Raw genomic sequence first — 20,337 nt, 5'->3', positions numbered from 1 at the left:
CTCAGCCGAAGCGGCCCGAGATGTAGGCCTCCGTGGCCTCGTTGTCGGGGTTGGCGAACATCTTCTGCGTCGAGTTGAACTCCACCAGGTGCCCGGGCTGGCCGGCGGCCTTGAGGTTGAAGAAGCCGGTCTCGTCGGAGACGCGGGCGGCCTGCTGCATGTTGTGGGTGACGATGACGATCGTGTAGTCGGACTTCAGCTCGTGGATGAGGTCCTCGATCGCCGACGTCGAGATCGGGTCGAGCGCCGAGCAGGGCTCGTCCATCAGCAGCACCTGCGGCTCCACGGCGATCGCGCGGGCGATGCAGAGGCGCTGCTGCTGGCCGCCGGAGAGGCCCATGCCGGGCTTGCCGAGACGGTCCTTCACCTCGTTCCACAGGTTGGCACCCTTGAGCGAGCGCTCGACGATGTCGTCGGCCTCGGACTTCTTCATCTTCTTGGCGTTGAGGCGGTTGCCGGCGAGCACGTTCTCGTAGATCGACATCGTCGGGAACGGGTTGGGCCGCTGGAAGACCATGCCGATCTGGCGGCGTACGGCGACCGGGTCGACGGCGCTGTCGTAGAGCGACTGCCCGTCGACCATCACCTTGCCCTCCACACGCGCACCGGGGATCACCTCGTGCATGCGGTTGAGGGAGCGCAGGAAGGTCGACTTGCCGCAGCCGGAGGGGCCGATGAAAGCGGTGACCGACCGTGCCTTGACGGTCATGCTGACACCCTGCACGGCGAGGAAGTCGCCGTAGTAGATGTCGAGGTCGTCGACGGTGATGCTCTTGGCCATGGGGGTGAGTCTCTCTTGTCTGTCTGCGAGTTCGGGGAAGGGCTCAGTGCCCGGTCTTGGGGGCGAAGATCCTGCCGATGATGCGGGCCACGAGGTTGAGCACCATGACGATCACGATCAGCACCAACGCACCGCCCCAGGCGATCTCGATGCCGGGCGGCGTGCCGCCGGGCGTCTCGGCGACGCCGGGGTTGGCGTTCTGGGTGAAGATCAGCACCGGCAGCGTCGTCATGCGGTCGGAGAACACGTTGAAGTTCGTCCGTGTCGTCAGTCCCGCGATCAGCAGCAGCGGCGCGGTCTCGCCGACCACGCGGGCGACAGCGAGGGTGACGCCGGTGACGATGCCACCGAGGGCGGTGGGGAGCACGACCTTGACGATCGTGCGCCACTTCGGCACGCCCAGGGCGTACGACGCCTCGCGCAGCTCGTCCGGCACGAGGCGCAGCATCTCCTCGGTCGATCGCACGACGATGGGGATCATCAGCAGCGACAGCGCCACCGACCCGCCGAACCCGAGCCGGGCCGACGGCCCCAGGATCAGGATGAAGAGGGCGAAGGCGAAGAGTCCGGCGACGATCGACGGGATGCCGGTCATCACGTCGACGAGGAAGGTGATCCAGCGCGCCAGCCGGTTGCCCTTGCCGTACTCGATCAGGTAGATCGCGGCCATGACCCCGATCGGCACCGAGATGACGGCGGCGAACAGCGTGATCAGCAGCGTGCCGATCAGCGCGTGGTAGATGCCGACCTCCTGGTCGAGGCTCGTGCGGTACATCGAGAAGGTCAGGAAGGTGGTGTTGATCGCGGGCAGCCCGCGCTCCACCACGGTCCACAGCAGCGAGGCCAGCGGCACGATCGCGATCGCGCAGGCGGTCCACACGAGACCGGTCATCAGCCGGTCGGTGGCGCCGCGACGCCCCTCGACCGCCGCGGCCCACACCGGCAGCGCGACGAGGAAGACGAGGGCGGACAGGACCACCCAGGCCACCAGTCCCCAGCCCAGCAGCAGGACCGGCAGCGCGGCGGCGGCGATCGCCACGACGGCGACGAGCACGGGCGCGATGCGCGGCAGCTTGGCCGCGGTGAACGAGACCGCCTCGGGGGCGGGTCGGACGGGAGCTTCGACGACGCTCATCGTGCGAGCCTCCTCTCGCTGCGCTGGACGACCCAGCGGGCGGCGAAGTTGACCAGGAAGGTGACGAGGAACAGCACCAGCCCCGTCGCGATCAGCACCTGGATCTTGCCCGGGGTGCCCTCCTTGTAGTTGGAGGCGATGTTGGACGCGATCGAGGCGGGGTTGCTGCTGGAGATGAGGTTGAACGAGATCCCACCGCCCGCCGAGAGCACCATGGCGACCGCCATCGTCTCGCCGAGCGCGCGCCCGAGGCCGAGCATGACCGCCGAGACCATGCCCGAGCGGGCGTAGGGGAAGACGGCCATGCGGATCATCTCCCACCGCGTGGCGCCCAGGGCGAGGGCGGCCTCCTCGTGGAGACGCGGCGTCTGCGCGAACACCTCGCGGGAGATCGCGGTGATGATCGGCAGGATCATGATCGCCAGCACGAGGCCGGCGGTGAGGATCGTACGACCCGTGCCCGACGCGGGACCGGCGAAGAACGGCAGCCAGCCCATGTGGTCGTCGAGCCACGCGTACGCAGGGCGGAGCTGCAGCGCGAGGACGCTGATGCCCCAGAGGCCGAAGACCACCGACGGGACCGCGGCGAGCAGGTCGATGAGGTAGGCGATGGGGGTCGCGATGCGCTTGGGCGCGTAGTGGCTCACCACGAGGGCGATGCCCCACGCCAGCGGGACCGCGACGATCAGTGCGATGACCGCGGCGAGCACGGTGCCGAACAGCAGCGGGGCGACGTAGCCCCAGAAGGTGCTCGCGCTGCCGTAGAACTCGGCGGGCTTGGCCAGACCGGGGACGCCCTCGATGGCCAGGAAGATGAAGACGGCCGCGAGCGCGGCCAGGATCGCGATCCCGGCCACCAGCGCGAGCCTGGAGAAGACCCTGTCGCCGAGCCGGGGCTTCGCCCGGCCGGCGTCCTCAGCAACAACAGTGGTTGCCACGTGCTACCTCACTCAGTCGTTTCATGCGCCTGTGCGGCGGGCCGGGTTCCGGCCCGCCGCACGCGGCGTGGGTGGTCGGGGAGCTGCCCCGACCATTGGATCAGCCTGCGGTGATCGCGTCCACGATGCCCTGGGCCTTCTCGGCGACCGAGCTGGAGAGCGGCGCGGAGCCGGCCTCCTCGGACGCGGCCTGCTGGCCCTCGTCGGAGACGATGTAGGACAGGTAGCCCTTCACGAGGTCGGCCTCGGCCTGGTCCTCGTAGCTCTGGCACGCGATGAGGTAGCTCAGCAGGACGACCGGGTAGGCACCCGCCTCGGTGGTCGTGCGGTCGATGTCGACGGCCATGTCGACGTCGGCGCGACCCTCGGCGGCCGGGGACGACTCGACGACCTGGGCAGCGCCCTCGGGGGACGGGGCGACGTACTCCTCGCCCACCTTGACCGAGACGACCGAGAGGTCACCGACCTGGCTCTCGTCGGCGTAGCCGATGGTGCCGGTGCCGCCGGAGACGGCGGAGATGACGCCCGAGGTGCCCTCAGCGGCCTCGCCACCCTTGACCGGGAAGGCGTCCTCGGCCTCGTAGGACCACGAGCTGCTGGCCTTGCCGAGGTAGTCGGTGAAGTTCTTCGTGGTGCCCGAGTCGTCCGAGCGGTGGACCGGCGTGATGTCCTCGTCCGGCAGGTCCGCGTCGGGGTTCTCCTCGGCGATGGCCGGGTCGTTCCACTTCGTGATCTTGCCGTCGAAGATCTGCGCGATGGTGTCGGCCGACATGTTGAGCGAGTCGACGCCCTCGAGGTTGAAGGCGACCGCGATCGGCGAGACGTAGGCCGGGACCTCGATCGGGTCCTCGCCGTTGCAGCGCTCCTTGGCCGCGGAGAGCTCGCCCTCGTCGTCGGTGAGGTAGGAGTCGGAGCCGGCGAAGCTGACGCCGCCCTCGATGAAGTTGGTGCGACCGTCGCCGGAGCCGACCGGGTCGTAGTTGACGGTCACGTTGCCGTCGTTGGCACCCTGGAAGCCGGTGGCCCAGGCGCCCTGCGCCTTCTCCTGCGAGGAGGCGCCCGCGCCGTTGAGGTCACCGGAGAGGCCGCCGGTGGCCTCGGACGAGCCGTCGCCAGCGGCGGCGTCGCTCTCGTTGCCGGCACCGCACGCGGTGAGGGAGATCGAGAGGGCAAGGACGGCCACGCTCGGGGCGAGCAGCTTGCGGAAAGAAGTGCGGTTCACTTCGAGTGCTCCTGAAGTCTGATGAGTGCTGACACCAGCGAAGGTAGGGACGTCAGGAGAACGACCGCGGCGCCGTCGGTGAACGCAGGATGAACTCGACCGCACCGGATGGCGTCGTGCACTCGTGCGTGAGACGGCGATCACATGAACTCGCCCGGGCGGCCTTGACGAGCAGGCTCCCGGGAGCCTAGGGAGCGCCCCTCAGGTCGTCAGCACCTCGGACGCGACGACCCGGCGCTTGCGGTGGTGCACGACGAGCATCGCCCCCGGCTCGAGGCGTACGTCGGGCACGCGGAGCGCGTCGAGCACCGTCGGCAGCACCGGCCGGTGCGTGCAGAGCACCACGCTCTCGCCGCACTCCAGCAGGGAGTCGACGAGGTCGACGACGCCGTCGACCTCCGCGCCCTCCTCGCTGAGCACGTCGTGCAGCTTCACCGGCCACCCCGTCACGTCGGCGTAGGGCGTCACGGTCTGCACGCAGCGCGTGCTCGACGAGCTGTGCGCGACCGTGACGTCGAAGGCGGCGAGCAGCGGCACGAGGTGCTCGGACTGCACCTCGCCGAGGCGCAGGAGCGGTCGGAGCCGGTCGTCGCGCCGCCACGCGCTGCGCGAGCGGGCCTTGCCGTGGCGCAGCACGACGAGCGCCCGCGTACGCCGTCGCAGGGGGCGCGCCTCGGCCAGGGTGTCGCGGTCGTACGGGTAGGTCAGGCGACGCTCGGCGTCGTGCCACGGCACCCACTCGACGGCGTCGATCTCGGCGTTGGGCCGGTAGCCGGAGACGTCGTCGCTGCCGAGCACCCGCGCGGTCCAGTAGTCGACGGTCTTCCAGCGACCGTTGGACTGCAGGTAGCGCTGGCGGCCCAGCGCCGGACCGAGCCGGACGTCGAGGCCGGTCTCCTCCGCGACCTCGCGCACCGCAGCGGTGACCACGTGCTCGCCGGGGTCGAGCTTGCCCTTGGGGAAGGACCAGTCGTCGTACTTCGGACGGTGCACCAGCAGGACCTCCCACTGGGCGCGGCCGCCCTTGCGGGTCACCACGGCACCGGCAGCGCGCACGTCGCGGGGCTCCATGGAAGTAGTGTCACACCCACCCCGACCCCCTGAGGAGCCCCGTGCCACGCCGTGCCGTCGTCGCCCTCGTGGCCGTGCTCGCCGTCACCGTCACCGGGCTCGTCGCGTGGCGGCTCCTGACACCCACCACCGCGCTCTCCCGCGCCCTGGAGATGGCTCCGGCCGGCACCAGCCGCGCCTCCTGGACCGACTGGGCGGCCGTACGCCGCGAGCTGGGCGCCGATGTCGGCGCCCGGTCGTCCGCCGAGGAGGTCGACGGCTTCCTCGGCAAGGCCTTCGACCGCGACCTGTCGTCGATGTCGGCCCTGGGCACCTCGGCGGGCGTGATGCAGGAGCAGCTGGGCCTCTCCCCCGCCACCCTCGCGTGGGAGCTGCTGGCCCAGTCGTCCGAGGGTGCGGTCGAGGTGCTCGGCGTCGCCGACGACACCGACTTCGACGCCCTGGCCGGACGGCTCGCCGCACTGGGCTGGACCGAGCCCGACGAGGCCGACGGCGTGTGGGTCGGCGGTCCCGACGTGCTGTCCGCCGCCGGCCCGGGCCTGACCCCCGAGCTGCAGCACTTCGCACTGCTGGAGGACGAGCACGTCGTGCTCGCCTCCGACGAGGCGCCGTTCCTCGAGCAGGTGCTGGACCAGGATGACGGCGCCGACGACCTCGCCGACCTCGCCGCGGGCCTGGACGAGCCGGTCGCGGCGGCGGTCTACGACGGGGCGTACGCCTGCGAGAAGCTGGCGATGTCGCAGGCCGACGACGAGGCCGCTGCGGAGGGAGACCAGCTCGTGGCGGCGGCCGGCGGGGTGCACCCGCTGTCGGGCTTCGCGATGGCGGTGCTCGGAGACGGCGACCTGCGTGCGGTGATGCGCGTCGAGGACGCCGACGACGCGCCCGGGGACGCCGAGGCCCGGGCCACGCTCGCTGCTGGGCCGGCCCCGGGACAGGGCGGCGACTTCACCGACCGCTTCACCGTCGAGGATGCGGGCTCGGAGGGACGCGACGTGGTGCTCGACCTGCGGCCGGTCGCAGGGACGTACGTCCTGTCGGACCTGACGAGCGGACCGGTGCTGTTCGCGACCTGCTGAGCCGCGGCTCGGTCGACCTCTCAGTCGACGGGGCGGCGCGGGGTGACCCCGAGCAGCCGGTCGATCTCGTCCTGCGACAAGTGGTCCTCGGACTCGCTCGCGGCGATGATCAAGGTGGTGGTGAGCTCGACCTCGCCGAGGAGGTCACCGTCCTCGAGGGTCACGTCGAACTGGTCGTGCACGTCACCCTCCCATCTGTCCGGATCACCCGACTCTAGGCGATCAACCCAAGTGTCGCCGACGATCCCCTGCGGGCCAATGACCCGATCGTGCTACTGGTCGGGCCCTCAACTGCCTCCGGCTCCACCCCCACGAAGGGGATGGAGCCGGAGTGATCAGATCTGGAACGCAGTCCAGGTCAGCCGATCAGAGCGGGCGGACGTTCTCCGCCTGCGGGCCCTTCGGGCCCTGGGTGACGTCGAACTCGACCTTCTGGTTCTCGTCCAGCGACTTGTAGCCGTTGGACTGGATGGCCGAGTAGTGCACGAAGACGTCGTCGCCGCCGTCCTCCTGCGCGATGAAGCCGAAACCCTTCTCGGCGTTGAACCACTTCACGGTGCCTTGAGCCATGTGCTCGGTACTCCTGTTATCGGAACGAGAAGCCGTCACTTCGACGACTCCGCACCAAGTGCGGTGACACGTCGCTCCGACTCACAAGCTGGAAGGCCCGAAGAGGGAAACGCCGTTGGATCACAAACTCCGCGGGCGTCAACCTGCTGGAACTTGCACCTGTTGCACTGCCAACCTTACCAACAAATCGCCGGACGTCACGGTCTGCGGCCCACCTGGGTATGAACAGTCGGCCAACGGGGTCACCGGTCGTCCTCGACGACCCCCTCTGAGATGATCCCCGGGACAGCACAGGGACCGCCATCCGGTGGATGACGGTCCCGTGCCGCGGGCCTCTAGCTCAATGGGTAGAGCAGCGGACTTTTAATCCGTTGGTTCAGGGTTCGAGCCCCTGGAGGCCTACTGGTGTGTCAGATCTGGATGAACCCTTGTGCCGCCACGTCAGCGCACCCGGATCGAGCCCACGTGGTAGCCGCCGACGCTGGACCGGCCGGCATTGGCCAGGTGCATCGGCGCCGAGTAGCCCGCGGGGTCGACCACACGGAGCACCACGTCGTACGTCCCCCGGGACAGCCCGGAGGTCCGCAGCCGGGCCTTGTCTCGGCCGGCACCGACGAGGCCGCGGAGCGGCTGCCCGAGCGAGCGGGTGACGGTGCGTCCGGTCGTGGTGCGGACCAGGTCCAGCTCCACGCGCCAGCGGTCGTACGTCGGCGCGCTGCCCTGGTTGACCCACGAGGTCTGCACCGTGATGCGGGTGCCGGCGCGGAACGCGTGCGGCAGGGTGACCGAACGCAGCCGGATCCGGTAGCCCGCGGTGGCGAGCGCCCGGTCGTACGCCGCCCGCTGCTGCGCGGTGAGCGACTCGACCTGCCACGGCATGTTGCCCGACGACAGGGTGGAGACGTGGAAGCGCCGCACCTGCTGGGCGCCGAGGATCGGGTCGGCGCGGGTGCACCACTCGGAGAAGAACGGACGCGTGCGCCACACGTCCTGGAGACGGGCGTCCGCGGCGACCATGGAGTACATGTCGGGGCAGCCGAGGCTGTCGGTGCGCAGCCCGAGGTTGGGGTTCGCCTTCAGCGCCGCGAGCGTGAACGGCACCGACGTCATGGTGTTCAGCAGGACGTGCTTGCTCGGGAACGCCTCGGCGACCGCCTTGACGACGGCGAGGCCGGCAGCGTCCGGGATCGGTGTTCCCGCGTCCACGTGCCACTCGCCGTAGCTGCCGTAGCCGCCCACGTCGACGTAGCCGAGCCGCGGGTCGTCACCGTAGCGACGGCCGAGCTCTGCCATCAGCTCGCGCCACTGCGCGAGGAACTCCGCGGAGCCCCAGTCCGGGACGTCCCCGCCGGACTGCCGAGGGACGAACGACGGCGTGACGGGCGGGAGGTCGGCACGGCTCCCCATCCAGCAACCGGGGCAGTAGGCCATCACCCGGAAGCCGAACTTGCCCCCTCGTGACGCCGCCTCGGCCAGACCGGCCTCGATCAGGCTGAAGTCCCAGGCGTTGTCGGCGGGCTCGATCCGACCCCAGTAGACCTGGTCGCGGTAGTAGACGTCGTTCGAGGTCACCGTGGCCGGGGTGGGCTCGGCACCGAGCCAGCGGTACTGCCCGCGCAGGGGGTTGGGCAGGTCCGCGCCGAGTCCGAGGGGGGCGACCTTGAAGGTCCGCTCGGGAGCCGCCGAGGCCGGAGCCGCCGCCCCGACGGACAGGGCCGCCGCCACGACGCAGGCGCCGGCGGTCGCCGAGGCCAGGGCACGGCGAAGCCTGGTCGTCAGGGTGGTCACGGCTCGTTCGGGCACATCGACAAGTCTGCGCAGGCCTTGGCAATTTCGCAGAGTTACCGCAGTTTTGCCGTAGTTAGACCTCAGGCGCCGCCGACACGCTCCGCCGGCACGCCACGCGCACCCGAGTCGGTGAGCTCGGCCTCGCGCTCGGCCGCGGCCTCGAGCTCCTGGCGCCGCGTCTGCTCCATCATCGCCCGCGTGGCGTCGTAGATCCCGGGGTCGGACACCAGGTCGGCCGCGCCGCGACGCAGCCGCGCCAGGGCGGCGCGGGCGAAGATCTGCTGCTCGGTCGTGGTGCGCTCGGACCGGTTGTTGCTGGCGAAGGTGATCGCCCAGCGCATGAGGGCCGAGACCTGGTTCTTGAACCCGGTGAGGTAGACCAGGTGCACGCCGAGCCACATCAGCCACGCGACGACGCCGGTGAGCCGCAGCTTGCCGACCATGGCCACCGCGCGGAACCGGCTGATGATCGCCATCGAGCCCTTGTCGAAGTACTTGAACGGCGCCTGCGGCTGCTTGCCCTCGAGGCGGTTGTTGATCTCCTTGGCGGCGTACTTCGCGCCCTGGATGGCGACCTGGGCGACGCCCGGGAGGTTGTCGAGGGCGATCATGTCGCCGACCACGAAGACCTCCGGGTGCCCGGGCAGGGTGAGGTCGGGGTTGACCGAGATGCGTCCGGCGCGGTCGAGCGGGGCGCCGGTCTGCTCCGAGAGGGTCTTGCCGAGCGGGTTGGCCTGGACCCCGGCCGCCCAGATCTTGGCGACGGAGTTGATCCGCTCGACGCGCCCGTCCTTGAACTTCACCTCGAGGCCGCGCTCGTCGACGTCGGTCACCATCGCGCCGAGCATGACCTCGACCCCGAGCTTCTCGAGCTCGGACTGCGTCTTGGCGCCGAGCTTGGCGCCGAACGGCGGCAGCACCTGGGCGGCGGCGTCGATGAGCACGATCCGCGCGGTGCGCGTGTTGATGGCGCGGAAGTCCTTGCGCAGCGTGCGGTGGGCGAGCTCGGCGATCTGGCCGGCCATCTCCACGCCGGTCGGCCCTGCGCCGACGACCACGAAGGTGAGCAGGTGGTCGACGTCGTCACCGCGGGTGGCGCCGAGCTCGGCCATCTCGAAGGCGCCGAAGATGCGCCCGCGCAGCTCGAGGGCGTCGTCGATGCTCTTCATGCCGGGGGCGAACTCGGCGAAGTGGTCGTTGCCGAAGTAGGACTGGCTCGCGCCTGCGGCGACCAGCAGCGAGTCGTACGACGTCACCGTGTCACGGCCCAGGACCTGCGAGGTGACCGTGCGCGCCTCGAGGTCGATGCCGGTGACCTCGCCCAGGATCACCCGCGCGTTGTCCTGGCTGCTGAGGATCTCGCGGGTCGGCGGGGCGATCTCGCCCTCGGACAGGATGCCGGTCGCGACCTGGTAGAGCAGCGGCTGGAAGAGGTGGTGGGTCGTCTTGGCGATGACCGTGACGTCGACGTCGGACCTGCGCAGCGCCTTGGTGCCGAAGAGGCCGCCGAAGCCCGAGCCGATCACGACCACCTTGTGGCGAGATGCCTGCGTAGCGGTCATGGAAGCTCCTGGGGTCGGTAGGTGCGATCACGTGGAGGACCATTGTCGTCCCGCCGGGCACGGCAGCGCGAAACGCCGGGCGCGTCTGGTTGCTCACACCCACTACCCAGAGTCGCGAGAAACTATGGTGTTGTCGAGGTTTGAACCACCCGCCCGTCGGGTAATCACGCTCCACTGGACTGCCTACCCCCGGAAATGAGTCCCAGTGCCGCTGAGCTCAGAGTTGACGCTGGCATCGTCGCCGCGCGCTGCTGCTGACGCGCGCCGCTGGGTCAGCGACATCTGCCGACGGCTCGAGCGTCCCGACCTCGTCGAGTGCGCCGAGCTCGGCGTCTCGGAGCTGGTGGCCAACGCGATCCTGCACGGCGCGGCGCCCTACAAGGTGCGCGTGCGCGGCACCGCGAGCCACCCGCGCATCGAGGTCGTCGACGGATCGACCAGTCCCCCGGTGCCCCCGGTGCAGCTGGACCACGACGACCTCGACCTGCTGCTGACCTTCGGGCGCGGCCTCGCCATGGTCGCCCAGTGCGCCTCGGCCTGGGGGGCCACGATCGAGTCCGACGGCAAGATCGTCTGGTTCGAGCCGGCGCCCCAGATGGCCGACGAGGCGTCCGCCGACTGGGTGATCGACCAGACCGAGCCCGACCGGCCCGAGCCCACGAGCGAGTCGGCCGTGGAGGTCCGGCTCGTCGGCGTCGACGTGCCGCTGCACACCTCCCTCAACCGGCAGTACCACGAGCTGCGCCGGGAGCTGCGCCTGCTCTCGCTCTCCCACCAGTCCGACTACCCCCTCGCCGGCGACCTGACCGCGATGTTCACCAACTTCGAGCGGCAGTTCCCCGCCACCTTCCACGACCAGATCCGCACCGCCGAGGCCCGCAACCTTCCCCGGGTCGACGTGCACTTCCCGATGGTGCGCGAGGCGGGGCCGATCTTCGTCACGATGACGGAGATGTTCGACGTCGCCGACGCGTTCTGCCGCGCCGAGCGCCTCCTCTCCATCGCGCGCACCCCGGTGCAACGCGCCTTCCACAACTGGCTCCTCGGCGAGCTCGTGCACCAGCTCGACGGCGCCGAGGCCCGGCCCTGGAGCGGCTCCGCGCACGCCGGTCGCCCGTCCGCCAGCCGGGTCGGGTGAGCGCCCGCCCCCACGCCGCCGACCTCCTCCTCGTCGCGGCCGGAGGCGCCTGCGGGGCGCTCCTGCGACACGGCATCGACGTCGCAGCCCCCGACACCCTGCTCCCGTGGCCGACGCTGGCCATCAACGTGGTGGGCGCCTTCGTGCTCGGCGTGCTCCCCGCCTTCGCGGTCCTCGGTCGCTCGCACCGGCTCGCGCTCGTCCTCGGGCCCGGCCTCCTCGGGGGCTTCACGACCGTCTCGGCCTGGTCCGGACAGGTCAGGGAGCTGGCGGCGAACGGACACGCGGCCACCGCCGGCCTCTACCTCGCGCTCACCCTCGGGGCCGGGCTGTCAGCCGCCGCACTGGGCCACCGCGTCGCGCATCCGGGACGGGAGGCAGTCCGGTGACCGCACTGCTCGTCGCCCTCGGCGCGGCGCTCGGCGCCCCGCTGCGCTGGGTGGTCACCCGCCACGACGGCGAGCTGCCGGTGCGCATGCTGACGGTCAACGTCGCGGGCTCGGGGCTGTTCGGCCTGTTCGCCGCGCTGTCCCTCGACCCCTCGTGGTGGGCGCTGCTCGGCACCGGCTTCTGCGGCGCGTTCACGTCGTTCTCCTCGTTCGCACTGCAGGCCGTCACCCGACCGGCACGCACGGCGACGACGTACGTCGTGGCGACGACGCTGCTGTCGGTCGCGGCGTGCGTCCTGGGGTGGGCGGTCGGCGGCCAGCTGGCCTGAGGCAGGCGGATGCGGGCGCTCAGCCCCACCCGAGCGCGTGCAGCCGGGCGTCGTCGAGCCCGAAGTGGTGCGCCACCTCGTGCACGACGGTGATGCGCACCTCCTGCTCGAGCTCCTCGACGGTGTCGGCCATGTCCAGCAGCGGCCCGCGGAACAGCAGGATGCGGTCGGGGAGCATGCCGGCATGGTTGGCCGGTCGCTCGGTGAGGGCGAGCCCGTCGTAGAGGCCGAGGAGGTCGGGGTCCTCGGGCGGGGCGTCGTCCTCGACGAGCACCACCACGTTGTCGACCAGCCGGGCGAGCTCGTCGGGCAGGCCGTCGAGGGCGCGTCCGACCATCGCGTCGAACGCGGCGGCATCGAGGTCGACCGGCATGGGGCCCACCCTAGGGAGCCGACCAAGGGCCGCGTGCCGGGTGGGATGGTGCGAGATGCAGATCAGGGTGAGCCTGGTGGCTCACCCTGATCTGGCATGCGTTGGCGACCCCGACGGGACTCGAACCCGCGGCCTCCGCCGTGACAGGGCGGCGCGCTAACCAACTGCGCTACGGGGCCAGGTTGAACAGGTGGTGCTGGTGGAACTGGTGAAGCGGGTGGAACTCTAACCCATGGTCTTCGCTGACCACCAATCGGCGCCGAGCCCTGGGCGACCTCGCACCCCCAACCGGATTCGAACCGGCGCTACCGCCGTGAAAGGGCGGGGTCCTGGGCCGCTAGACGATGGGGGCCAGCTCGACCGGGGCACGCCCGGATGAGCGTGATCAGCATAGGGCCAGCACGCGTCAGCGCCCCAACCCGTGCCGGTCCCGACACGCACTGCTGCCGCACCTGGCTCGAAGAATTCATGGCCGAGTTGGACATCTGGCAGCGAATTGACACCGGCTTTGACTAAGGTTGCCCCATGAGCAGGGAGGCTCGGCAGCTGCGCTTCCTCGTCGTCGATGACAACGAGGACATTCGTGACGTGTTCTGCCGCCTCGTGGAGCGGGCCGGCCACGAGGCGTCCACCGCGGTGGACGGCATGGATGCGGTGGAGACGCTGCAGCGCGAGACCTTCGACGTGATGCTCCTCGACCTGACCATGCCGCGCATGAGCGGCGTCGACGTGGTGCGCTGGCTGCGAGGCCACGACGACGTCGCGCCCGACATGCGTATCGTCGTGATCAGCGCCTGGGCGGGTGAGCACCGAGCTGTTCTTCAGGAACTCGGCATCGACACAGTCATGCAGAAGCCGCTGCGGATTCAGCAACTGACTGATCTGATTGACGAGACGCTGCTCGCACTGGAGTCCTGAACCCGTCCCCTGACGCACGATCGGGTCCGGTACTCCGAGCAGCGACCACCGTGTGCCTGCCTGGCACGCATCACCCCACCACCCTGGAGAACACCATGATGAACCGCATCCGCACCCGCATCGAGGCCAAGCGCGCCGCCGCCCAGCTGCAGGCCATCTACATGTGGCGCCCCGCCCCGGGTCGCTCCTGAACAACAACGATCCGCTCGCAGTGATGCTGGTGGACAGTGCCGAGTCGGCCGGTGGCCGGCTCGGCACTGTCCTTTCCGTGCCTCGGGGTGGTGTCGCACGCCTGGCGCCCGGGGGCCCGTGGGTAGTCACCTCCCACGCCGACGCGAAGCGTGTGCTGACCGACCCTGCCCGCTTCGACTTCCCGGGTGATGTCAGCCGCAGCGGTGACCTGTCCAGCAGCGTGGGCGAGACCCGTTCGGGGCACGTCGTCTTCCCTCCCCTCACCCCAGCAGAGGTGGCGCGCGGGACCGCGACGTTCGAGCACGAGTGGCCCCTGGCGCTGGCCGAGCACGACGCGGCGGACCCTGGGCAGCCCTACGAGGCCATGCACGTGCTGCGTCGTCCGGTGGCGCGCTCCACCACTGACGCCGTGCTGGGTCCGCTCGACGGCTCGGCGCGTGACCTCGTCGCCGACCTGGTGCTGGACTGGATCGATGCTCTGGCGCCGATCATCTCCGCACGCCGCCCGCCTCGGCGGTGGAGCAGCGCGCGTCGCGCCGAGCGCAGTGCCCGTCTGGCTCTCGAGGACGAGCTCGCTCCCCTGGTGGGCGATGGACGCACGACGCAGGGGGTTGCCGTGGTGCTCGCCGCGGGCATCCAGGTGCCGATCGCGGCGGGCGCCTGGCTGCTGGCCTGGCTCGGCCAGCACTTGACCGGCTCCTTCGACCCCGTCCACGCGGTCTGGGAGACGCTGCGGCTGACCCCGCCGACCTGGGTGACCGCCCGCATCACGACCGAGGAGGTCGAGCTCTCCGGGCAGCAGGTTCCGGCCGGACACATGGTCCTGGTCAGCCCTCTCCTGCTCGGTCGCCTGCACGCCCTGGTGCCGGGGGACGACGAGGACCGCGCCCGGTTCGATCCTGGTCGCTGGACCGACGAGGCGAGACGCCCCGGCGCCTGGCTCCCGTTCGGCGCGGGTCCGCACGCCTGTCCCGGGCGAAACCTGGGCACCGCTCAGCTGTCCCGGCTCGCCACGTGGGCCACGACGCAAACAATCGTGTTGAGCGAGAAGGTGTCGATCGACCAGAGTCGGGGAATCGTCCCTGCTCCGTGCCTCTTCACCGTCACCCGAAGGGAGACACCGCCGTGACGCAGCCCGCAGCGCTCCAGGACACATCAGCGCCGGGATCCATCTCACGCCAAGCGGCGCAGCTCGCCGGTCTGATCCTCGACGGGGAGTTCGGCTTCGACGAGGCCATCAGCCGGACAGCAGGTCATCTCCTGTCGAACACCCGAGTCGACGCGGTCGTCGCCTCCCTCACCAAGGTCGCACCCGAGGACCCGAGCGGCTGGACGGGCCTCGGCGGTCGTGCGTGGGTGCGCGAATGGTCCCAACCAGGCACTGCTCTCGCCGTGCTGCCCCCACCGGGGGCCGGACCCGAGGCAGCGCTCACCATGCCGTGGCTGTCGCAGTTCGCGCGGGCTAACGGGATGGCGGCACTGGTGGACATCGAGCTGCTCCCGGACGAGGCCGAGCAGGACCGTAGGGAACTCACCCGAACCGGGGCCCGCAGCTTGTTGGCGACCACGCTCATCTCGCGGGGGGACATGTTCGGCAGCATCTCAGCCGGCAGCAGTCGAGCAGGCCCCTGGCCGACAGAGCTGCTGGGTGACCTCCGACTGCTGAACTCCGCGATCGTCTCGCGGATCATGCTCGAGCACTCCCGCCGCGCCCTCGCCGAGGCGATCGACGCGGGCACCGAGGCGCAGCTGGCCTACCAGCACTTCCTCGGCTCCGTCGGGCACGAGCTGCGCACCCCCCTGTCAGCCGTCCTCGGCTACACCGAGGTGCTCCTGGACGACGCCAGGCAGTCTCCCGACACGACCGTGTCCGCCGCACTGCTGCGCGACGGCCCCATCATGGTCCGCGCCTGCGAGCGGGTGCTGACCCTCGTCGACGACCTGCTCGGCGCCGGGCGCGTGATGGCGAGCGACGACCAGAGGCTCGAGGTCGGGGTCGCCGACGCCGTCGCCGACGTCGTCCACTGGCACCGGGTGCCCGCCCAGGCGGCGGGGGTGCAGATGACCGTCGACGTCGACCCCTCGGCGACCGTCTGGGGCCACCCCTCCGGCGTGCGCCAGGCGCTCGCCAACCTGGTCGGCAACGCCCTCACCCACCACCGCCCGGGCGGCGGGCACGTCCACCTGTCCACCGAGCGGCTGCGCGGGGAGAGCGGGGCGGAGATGGTGCGCATCATCGTGCGCGACGACGGCCCCGGTCTCGAGGCCGACCAGCTCGAGCACGCCTTCGAGCCGTTCACCCGCTTCGCGGCGCCCGGCACGACCGGCAGCGGTCTGGGGTTGTCGATGTCGCGCACCATCGCCGAGCGCGACGGTGGCGCGGTGCGGGGCGAGTCGACGCCCGGTGTCGGTTCGTCGTTCTGGCTGGAGCTGCCGGTCCACGGCTCGTGATCCGAGCCGATTCCGTCGAGCCAGCGGGCCTCATGTATCCTCGTCCCGCTTGGGCAGGTAGCTCAGTTGGTACGAGCGATCGCCTGAAAAGTGATAGGTCGGCGGTTCGACCCCGCCCCTGCCCACAAGCACAGAAGGGCCCCGGTCACGTCCCGACCGGGGCCCTTCTGCGACTCCCCGCCATGATGTCCTCGTGCTCCCCCGCCTCGAGATCGCACGCCGTCTGCGCCCAGTGGAGCTGCTCGCGCCCGGGGCGGTGCAGGTCCGGACCGACGCTGCCGGGCTGACGTCGATGCCCGCGCTCGCGCCGTACGTCGCGGTCACCACGCCGTCCGTCGGCGCCGGCGTCGCGCTCCACCTCTCCGGGCACCGCCTGGCCGCCTCCGTCGTCGACGGGTCGGTGTCGCTGGGCATCACCGGCGACGGCCCGGCCCGCGAGCTGCGGAGCCGACGCTTCCACCGCGCCGAGGATCCCACCGAGCTCGGCCTGAGCTTGACCGGGACGCACCTGACCGCGTGGACCCGCGAGTCGGGCGCGTGGGTCGCCCGAGCGCGCCACGACCTGCGCGAGGTGCTCGACACCCGCGAGGAGGCGGCCCTCGCCGCCCTCGCCGTCGAGCTGCCCGGGGGCGGCGGCGTGGCCGGCGGCTTCGGCCAGCTCGGCCTCCGCGACGTCCGGTTCGTCACGACCGACGACGGCCGGCCGTTGCGCGACGACGGCGCCTGCTGGCTCAGCGCCACGTCTGCGGGCCCCGGGTTCTTCGACACCGCGCACACGAGCATCTGGCGGCTCGACCCGGACGCCCTCGAGGTCGAGCACCGCGCCGACCTGTTCTTCCGCCGCCCCGACGGGCCGGGGGTGTTCGGCGACCACGCCACCCACCTCGTGCGCAGCGAGGGGCGGTGGCTGGTGGCGACCAGCACGTGGGGCGACTTCGAGAGGCCGACGACCCGCGCCGGGCGTCGTACGCCGTCGGGGTTGCGGGTCACGCTGGCCGAGTCCGACGCCGACCTGCTGCACGGCACGCACGTGCTCGACACCCGGGAGCTCGCGTTGCCCACCGAGGGGCTCGCGTCGATCGCGACGTGGGACCCGCACCTGGTGCGGCGCGACGGCGGGTGGCTCGTGGGCTTCGTCAGCGCCCGTCGCTTCTTCGACTTCCACCCCGCGCTGGCCGGCGGCCCCTCCCTCGACGACCTGCGGCTCCTGGGCGCGGCGGTCGACCGCCGCGCCACCGAGGGCACGACCCTCGTCGAGGTCGACGGGCGGATGCTCGTGCTGGCGAGCGACGGTCGGGACTCCCCCCGCGCGCAGCGGGCGCGCTTCCCGGCCTTCGACCTCGCGATGTCCGAGACCGGCACGCTCGACGCGCCCTACCCGACCAACCTGCCGTGGCCATCGCTCGCACAGGTCGGCGACTCGTGGCTGATGGCCACCTTCGACGGCACCCCGCGAGGCGGCGATCTGCTCGGCTACGGCACCCACGGCGACCTGGTGCTCATGCGCTCGCGGCGGTGACCGCGGGCCGTCGCGGCGACGCTACGCTGGCAGTGACGGCGGTCACCACCCCTCGACCGCTCCGACCAGGTCCGCACACCCCGCGGCCCGCACCCACGAGAAAAGGACCCACAGCATGTCTGGACCCCTCGCCCCGGCCGTCTCCGGCGTCGACGTCTTCGAGCTCGGCGGCGAGCACGAGCAGGTCGTGTTCTGCAACGATCGCGCGAGCGGTCTCAAGGCCATCATCGCGATCCACTCCACTGCGCTGGGCCCGGCCCTCGGCGGCACGCGGTTCTTCCCCTACGCCAGCACCGACGACGCGATCGTCGACGTGCTCAACCTCTCGCGTGGGATGTCCTACAAGAACGCGCTCGCCGGCCTCGACCTCGGCGGCGGCAAGGCCGTCATCATCGGCGACCCGGCCGAGCTGAAGACCGAGGCGCTGCTGCGCGCCTACGGCCGCTTCGTCCAGTCGCTCGACGGGCGCTACTTCACCGCCTGCGACGTCGGCACGTTCAGCGAGGACATGGACCACATCGCGCGCGAGTGCGACTACGTCACCGGGCGCACCGTCGCCCACGGCGGCGCGGGCGACAGCTCGGTGCTGACGGCGTACGGCACGTTCCAGGGCATGCGCGCCGCCGCCGAGCAGGTCTGGGGTGAGCCCACGCTCGCCGGGCGCACCGTCGGCGTCGCCGGCGTCGGCAAGGTCGGGCGCCACCTCGTGCGGCACCTGATCGAGGACGGCGCGACCGTCGTCGTCACCGACGTCCACGCCCCCTCGGTCGAGGCGATCCGCGCGGAGTACCCCCAGGTGCAGGCCGTCGCCTCGACCGAGGAGCTCGTCGCGAGCGAGATCGACGTCTACGCGCCCTGCGCGATGGGCGGCGCGATCAGCGACGACGTGCTCGACGTGCTCACCGCGAAGATCATCTGCGGTGCCGCCAACAACCAGCTCGCCCACCCCGGCATCGAGAAGCAGGTCGACGAGCGCGGCATCCTCTACGCGCCCGACTACTGCGTGAACTCCGGTGGCGTCATCCAGGTCGCCGACGAGCTCGAGGGCTTCTCCTTCGAGCGCGCCCAGCAGCGCGCCACCGGGATCTTCGACACCACCCGCCGGGTCTTCGAGCTCGCGAAGGTCGACGGGGTCACGACCGCCGAGGCCGCCGACCGGCTCGCCGAGCGTCGCATGCGCGAGGTCGGCCGCCTGCGTGGCATCCACCTCGGCTGACCGCCGACCGGGCACTTCGTGCCCGTCCCGCACCTCGAGGCGTCACTTCGTGCCCGTCCGGATCTCGCCGACGGGCACGAAGTGCCCTCTCGGCACCGCGGACGGGCACGAAGTGCCCTCTCACGTGTAGTGGGGTGAGGGCGCGCTCGGACGACCGGTCACCCGGAGGACCGGGTGGGGTCGATCAGGTGCGATCAGTCAGTCTGCGCGACGACGGGGGTCGGCATAGTCCGCCCACTCGTCCTCGACCGGCTCGACGTCAGTCGTCCGGGGATGGGAATCCTCACCGTGCAGCTCCTTCGCCAACGCGCCGAAGTCCGTCTCGTGAGTCCGGTACTTCAGGTCGCGTGCGACCTTGGTCTGCTTCGCCTTAGCTCGGCCGCGCCCCATAGGGTCGACCCCCTCGCACACTTGGCCGGGGCTGTCGGAGGAATCCCCCGACGCGCCCGGTCTGATCGGTTACATATCGTGGGCCCAACGCTACCTGAGGGGTGGGTGTTCCCGCACACCAAGGGCCCGGATTTCGCGGGTCGATCCGCGAAACTGCTCACCAACCGGGGTGCTGGCCCTCCAGGAGCACGCGGCCGCCGTCGCCGTCGGCCGCCCGCACCTCGCCGGCGACCCACGCGCGGACGCCGTGGCCGGCCAGCAGGGCGATGGCGGTGTCGACCGAATCGGGCGCGGTGAGCGACACCATGCCGACCCCGCAGTTGAGGGTGGCCTCGAGGTCGGGCTGGGCGACCTGACCCACACGGCGTACGACGTCGAAGACCGGTTGCGGCGTCCAGGTCGAGCGGTCGACGCGCACCGACAGCTCCGCGGGGAGCACCCGCTCGAGGTTGGCGGCCAGGCCACCACCGGTCACGTGCGACATGGCGTGGGTCTCGGTGCGCTCGGTGAGGTCGAGGCACGCCTTGGCGTAGATGCGGGTGGGCTCGAGGAGCTCCTCGCCGAGCGTGCGCCCGAAGTCGTCGACGTGACGGTCGACGGTCCAGCCGGCGCCCCCGTCGGCGGGGCCGCCGAGCAGCACGTGGCGCACGAGCGAGTAGCCGTTGGAGTGCAGGCCGCTGGCCTCCATCGCGATGACCACGTCGCCGGGACGGACCCGGCCCGGACCGAGCAGCTTGCTGGCCTCCACGACACCGGTCGTGGCGCCGGCGACGTCGTAGTCGTCGGGGTCGAGCAGGCCGGGGTGCTCGGCGGTCTCGCCACCGATGAGGGCGCAGCCGGCGACGACGCACGCCTCGGCGATGCCCTTGACGATGGCGGCGATGCGCTCGGGCACCACCCGCCCGCAGGCGATGTAGTCGGTCATGAACAGCGGCTCGGCGCCGCACACGACGAGGTCGTCGACCACCATGCCCACCAGGTCGAAGCCGATGGTGTCGTGGACGTCCATCAGCTGGGCGATCGCGACCTTGGTGCCGACCCCGTCGGTCGAGGTGGCCAGCAGGGGCCGCTCGTAGCGCGTCAGGGCGGAGGCGTCGAAGAGGCCGGCGAAGCCGCCGAGGCCGCCGATGACCTCCGGGCGACGGGACTTCTCCACCCAGCCCTTCATCAGGTCGATCGCGCGGTCGGCCGCCTCGATCGAGACCCCGGCGGCGGCGTAGGCCCCGGTGGAGGATGCGGCGGGCTGGTCGGTCAACGGAGCTCCTCGGTGGCGACG

The 20,337-nt window shown here is 71.1% G+C and carries 21 protein-coding genes and 4 tRNA genes; 11 read left to right on the top strand and 14 right to left on the bottom strand.

Translation table 11 applies throughout. The features are described from left to right. Position 1 precedes the first annotated feature (1 nt). The 5 genes from pstB to ASG76_RS00460 form a co-directional block, all read right to left on the bottom strand. Positions 2-781, bottom strand: a complete 780-nt coding sequence (gene pstB / locus ASG76_RS00480; protein WP_056598418.1) for a phosphate ABC transporter ATP-binding protein PstB — start codon at positions 779-781, stop codon at positions 2-4. A gap of 43 nt (positions 782-824) precedes the next feature. Beyond that, positions 825-1,916 carry a phosphate ABC transporter permease PstA gene (gene pstA, locus ASG76_RS00475; protein WP_056598415.1) on the bottom strand — a complete coding sequence of 364 codons (1,092 nt, stop codon included), beginning with the start codon at positions 1,914-1,916 and terminating at the stop codon, positions 825-827. After that, entirely contained in the window at positions 1,913-2,854 is a 942-nt protein-coding gene (pstC, locus tag ASG76_RS00470) for a phosphate ABC transporter permease subunit PstC (RefSeq protein ID WP_056598412.1), read from the bottom strand. The genes pstA and pstC overlap by 4 nt, the downstream gene beginning before the upstream one ends. 100 nt (positions 2,855-2,954) lie before the next feature. Further along, positions 2,955-4,076 (bottom strand): phosphate ABC transporter substrate-binding protein PstS, encoded by a 1,122-nt coding sequence (pstS, locus tag ASG76_RS00465; RefSeq protein ID WP_056598408.1) that lies wholly within the window; start codon positions 4,074-4,076, stop codon positions 2,955-2,957. Positions 4,077-4,277: 201 nt separating this feature from the next. Continuing rightward, the gene (locus tag ASG76_RS00460; protein WP_056598405.1) at positions 4,278-5,147 is read right to left on the bottom strand and encodes an NUDIX hydrolase; all 870 of its coding nucleotides are present in this window, start codon (positions 5,145-5,147) and stop codon (positions 4,278-4,280) included. 41 nt (positions 5,148-5,188) lie between these two features. Between ASG76_RS00460 and ASG76_RS00455 the strand changes: the two genes are divergently transcribed. Continuing rightward, complete coding sequence (locus ASG76_RS00455; protein WP_056598402.1) at positions 5,189-6,226, top strand: hypothetical protein; 1,038 nt, start codon at positions 5,189-5,191, stop codon at positions 6,224-6,226. 20 nt (positions 6,227-6,246) lie between these two features. Here ASG76_RS00455 and ASG76_RS19320 read toward each other — a convergent pair whose 3' ends face one another. Together ASG76_RS19320 and ASG76_RS00450 are read right to left on the bottom strand one after the other, a co-directional pair. Next, positions 6,247-6,408, bottom strand: coding sequence for a hypothetical protein (locus ASG76_RS19320; protein WP_200948020.1), 162 nt, complete (start codon positions 6,406-6,408; stop codon positions 6,247-6,249). Between the two features lie 184 nt (positions 6,409-6,592). Then, entirely contained in the window at positions 6,593-6,796 is a 204-nt protein-coding gene (locus ASG76_RS00450) for a cold-shock protein (protein WP_056598399.1), read from the bottom strand. A 329-nt stretch (positions 6,797-7,125) separates the two neighbouring features. Here ASG76_RS00450 and ASG76_RS00445 point away from each other — a divergent pair. Next, positions 7,126-7,198 (top strand) — tRNA-Lys (locus ASG76_RS00445). A 39-nt stretch (positions 7,199-7,237) separates the two neighbouring features. On the opposite strand, the gene ASG76_RS00440 is transcribed toward ASG76_RS00445, so the two are convergent. Both ASG76_RS00440 and ASG76_RS00435 read right to left on the bottom strand, forming a co-directional pair. Further along, complete coding sequence (locus tag ASG76_RS00440; RefSeq protein WP_157558852.1) at positions 7,238-8,599, bottom strand: DUF4832 domain-containing protein; 1,362 nt, start codon at positions 8,597-8,599, stop codon at positions 7,238-7,240. A 65-nt stretch (positions 8,600-8,664) separates the two neighbouring features. Next, positions 8,665-10,146, bottom strand: a complete 1,482-nt coding sequence (locus ASG76_RS00435; RefSeq protein WP_056598391.1) for an NAD(P)/FAD-dependent oxidoreductase — start codon at positions 10,144-10,146, stop codon at positions 8,665-8,667. Positions 10,147-10,369: 223 nt separating this feature from the next. Between ASG76_RS00435 and ASG76_RS00430 the strand changes: the two genes are divergently transcribed. Genes ASG76_RS00430 through ASG76_RS00420 form a run of 3 tightly spaced genes read left to right on the top strand, consistent with a single transcriptional unit; the run spans position 10,370 to position 12,002 of the window. Beyond that, positions 10,370-11,284, top strand: a complete 915-nt coding sequence (locus ASG76_RS00430) for an ATP-binding protein (protein ID WP_056598388.1) — start codon at positions 10,370-10,372, stop codon at positions 11,282-11,284. Beyond that, positions 11,281-11,673: a fluoride efflux transporter FluC gene (locus ASG76_RS00425; RefSeq protein ID WP_056598385.1), complete on the top strand. Its 393-nt coding sequence runs from the start codon at positions 11,281-11,283 to the stop codon at positions 11,671-11,673. Before ASG76_RS00430 ends, ASG76_RS00425 begins: the two co-directional genes overlap by 4 nt. Beyond that, a complete protein-coding gene (locus ASG76_RS00420; protein WP_056598382.1) occupies positions 11,670-12,002 on the top strand; it encodes a fluoride efflux transporter FluC in 333 nt (110 codons plus the stop codon). The genes ASG76_RS00425 and ASG76_RS00420 overlap by 4 nt, the downstream gene beginning before the upstream one ends. 19 nt (positions 12,003-12,021) lie before the next feature. On the opposite strand, the gene ASG76_RS00415 is transcribed toward ASG76_RS00420, so the two are convergent. The 3 genes from ASG76_RS00415 to ASG76_RS00405 all read right to left on the bottom strand — a co-directional run bounded on the left by ASG76_RS00415 (position 12,022) and on the right by ASG76_RS00405 (position 12,727). After that, on the bottom strand, positions 12,022-12,375 hold the full coding sequence (locus ASG76_RS00415; RefSeq protein ID WP_056598380.1) for a metallopeptidase family protein: 354 nt from the start codon (positions 12,373-12,375) through the stop codon (positions 12,022-12,024). 102 nt (positions 12,376-12,477) lie between these two features. Then, positions 12,478-12,554 (bottom strand) — tRNA-Asp (locus ASG76_RS00410). Between the two features lie 100 nt (positions 12,555-12,654). Beyond that, positions 12,655-12,727, bottom strand: a tRNA-Glu gene (locus ASG76_RS00405). 173 nt (positions 12,728-12,900) lie between these two features. Here ASG76_RS00405 and ASG76_RS00400 point away from each other — a divergent pair. The 6 genes from ASG76_RS00400 (at position 12,901) to ASG76_RS00375 (ending at position 18,671) form a co-directional block, all read left to right on the top strand. After that, on the top strand, positions 12,901-13,293 hold the full coding sequence (locus tag ASG76_RS00400) for a response regulator (protein ID WP_056598377.1): 393 nt from the start codon (positions 12,901-12,903) through the stop codon (positions 13,291-13,293). A gap of 343 nt (positions 13,294-13,636) precedes the next feature. Beyond that, positions 13,637-14,614, top strand: coding sequence for a cytochrome P450 (locus ASG76_RS00395; protein ID WP_162254057.1), 978 nt, complete (start codon positions 13,637-13,639; stop codon positions 14,612-14,614). Next, positions 14,611-15,936, top strand: a complete 1,326-nt coding sequence (locus ASG76_RS00390) for a sensor histidine kinase (RefSeq protein WP_056598371.1) — start codon at positions 14,611-14,613, stop codon at positions 15,934-15,936. The genes ASG76_RS00395 and ASG76_RS00390 overlap by 4 nt, the downstream gene beginning before the upstream one ends. Positions 15,937-15,987: 51 nt before the next feature. Then, positions 15,988-16,061: transfer RNA gene (locus ASG76_RS00385), tRNA-Phe, on the top strand. A 68-nt stretch (positions 16,062-16,129) separates the two neighbouring features. Continuing rightward, positions 16,130-17,455, top strand: a complete 1,326-nt coding sequence (locus tag ASG76_RS00380) for a hypothetical protein (protein ID WP_056598368.1) — start codon at positions 16,130-16,132, stop codon at positions 17,453-17,455. Between the two features lie 115 nt (positions 17,456-17,570). Further along, entirely contained in the window at positions 17,571-18,671 is a 1,101-nt protein-coding gene (locus ASG76_RS00375) for a Glu/Leu/Phe/Val family dehydrogenase (protein ID WP_056598365.1), read from the top strand. A gap of 198 nt (positions 18,672-18,869) precedes the next feature. On the opposite strand, the gene ASG76_RS00370 is transcribed toward ASG76_RS00375, so the two are convergent. Further along, positions 18,870-19,061, bottom strand: coding sequence for a DUF3073 domain-containing protein (locus tag ASG76_RS00370; RefSeq protein ID WP_056599409.1), 192 nt, complete (start codon positions 19,059-19,061; stop codon positions 18,870-18,872). A gap of 157 nt (positions 19,062-19,218) precedes the next feature. Then, positions 19,219-20,316 (bottom strand): phosphoribosylformylglycinamidine cyclo-ligase, encoded by a 1,098-nt coding sequence (purM, locus tag ASG76_RS00365; RefSeq protein WP_056598361.1) that lies wholly within the window; start codon positions 20,314-20,316, stop codon positions 19,219-19,221. Positions 20,317-20,337 lie beyond the last annotated feature (21 nt).

It is taken from the genome of Nocardioides sp. Soil774 (assembly GCF_001428125.1).
Lineage (GTDB): Bacteria > Actinomycetota > Actinomycetes > Propionibacteriales > Nocardioidaceae > Nocardioides.
This window is presented reverse-complemented; position numbering and strand designations above follow the sequence as displayed.

Excerpts from the sequence above, each read along its gene's own strand:
- pstB (WP_056598418.1), bottom strand. The coding sequence starts at position 781 with ATGGCCAAGAGCATCACCGTCGACGACCTCGACATCTACTACGGCGAC.
- pstA (WP_056598415.1), bottom strand. The coding sequence starts at position 1,916 with ATGAGCGTCGTCGAAGCTCCCGTCCGACCCGCCCCCGAGGCGGTCTCG.
- ASG76_RS00460 (WP_056598405.1), bottom strand. The coding sequence starts at position 5,147 with ATGGAGCCCCGCGACGTGCGCGCTGCCGGTGCCGTGGTGACCCGCAAG.
- ASG76_RS00450 (WP_056598399.1), bottom strand. The coding sequence starts at position 6,796 with ATGGCTCAAGGCACCGTGAAGTGGTTCAACGCCGAGAAGGGTTTCGGC.
- ASG76_RS00435 (WP_056598391.1), bottom strand. The coding sequence starts at position 10,146 with ATGACCGCTACGCAGGCATCTCGCCACAAGGTGGTCGTGATCGGCTCG.
- ASG76_RS00415 (WP_056598380.1), bottom strand. The coding sequence starts at position 12,375 with ATGCCGGTCGACCTCGATGCCGCCGCGTTCGACGCGATGGTCGGACGC.
- ASG76_RS00400 (WP_056598377.1), top strand. The coding sequence starts at position 12,901 with ATGAGCAGGGAGGCTCGGCAGCTGCGCTTCCTCGTCGTCGATGACAAC.
- ASG76_RS00375 (WP_056598365.1), top strand. The coding sequence starts at position 17,571 with ATGTCTGGACCCCTCGCCCCGGCCGTCTCCGGCGTCGACGTCTTCGAG.
- ASG76_RS00370 (WP_056599409.1), bottom strand. The coding sequence starts at position 19,061 with ATGGGGCGCGGCCGAGCTAAGGCGAAGCAGACCAAGGTCGCACGCGAC.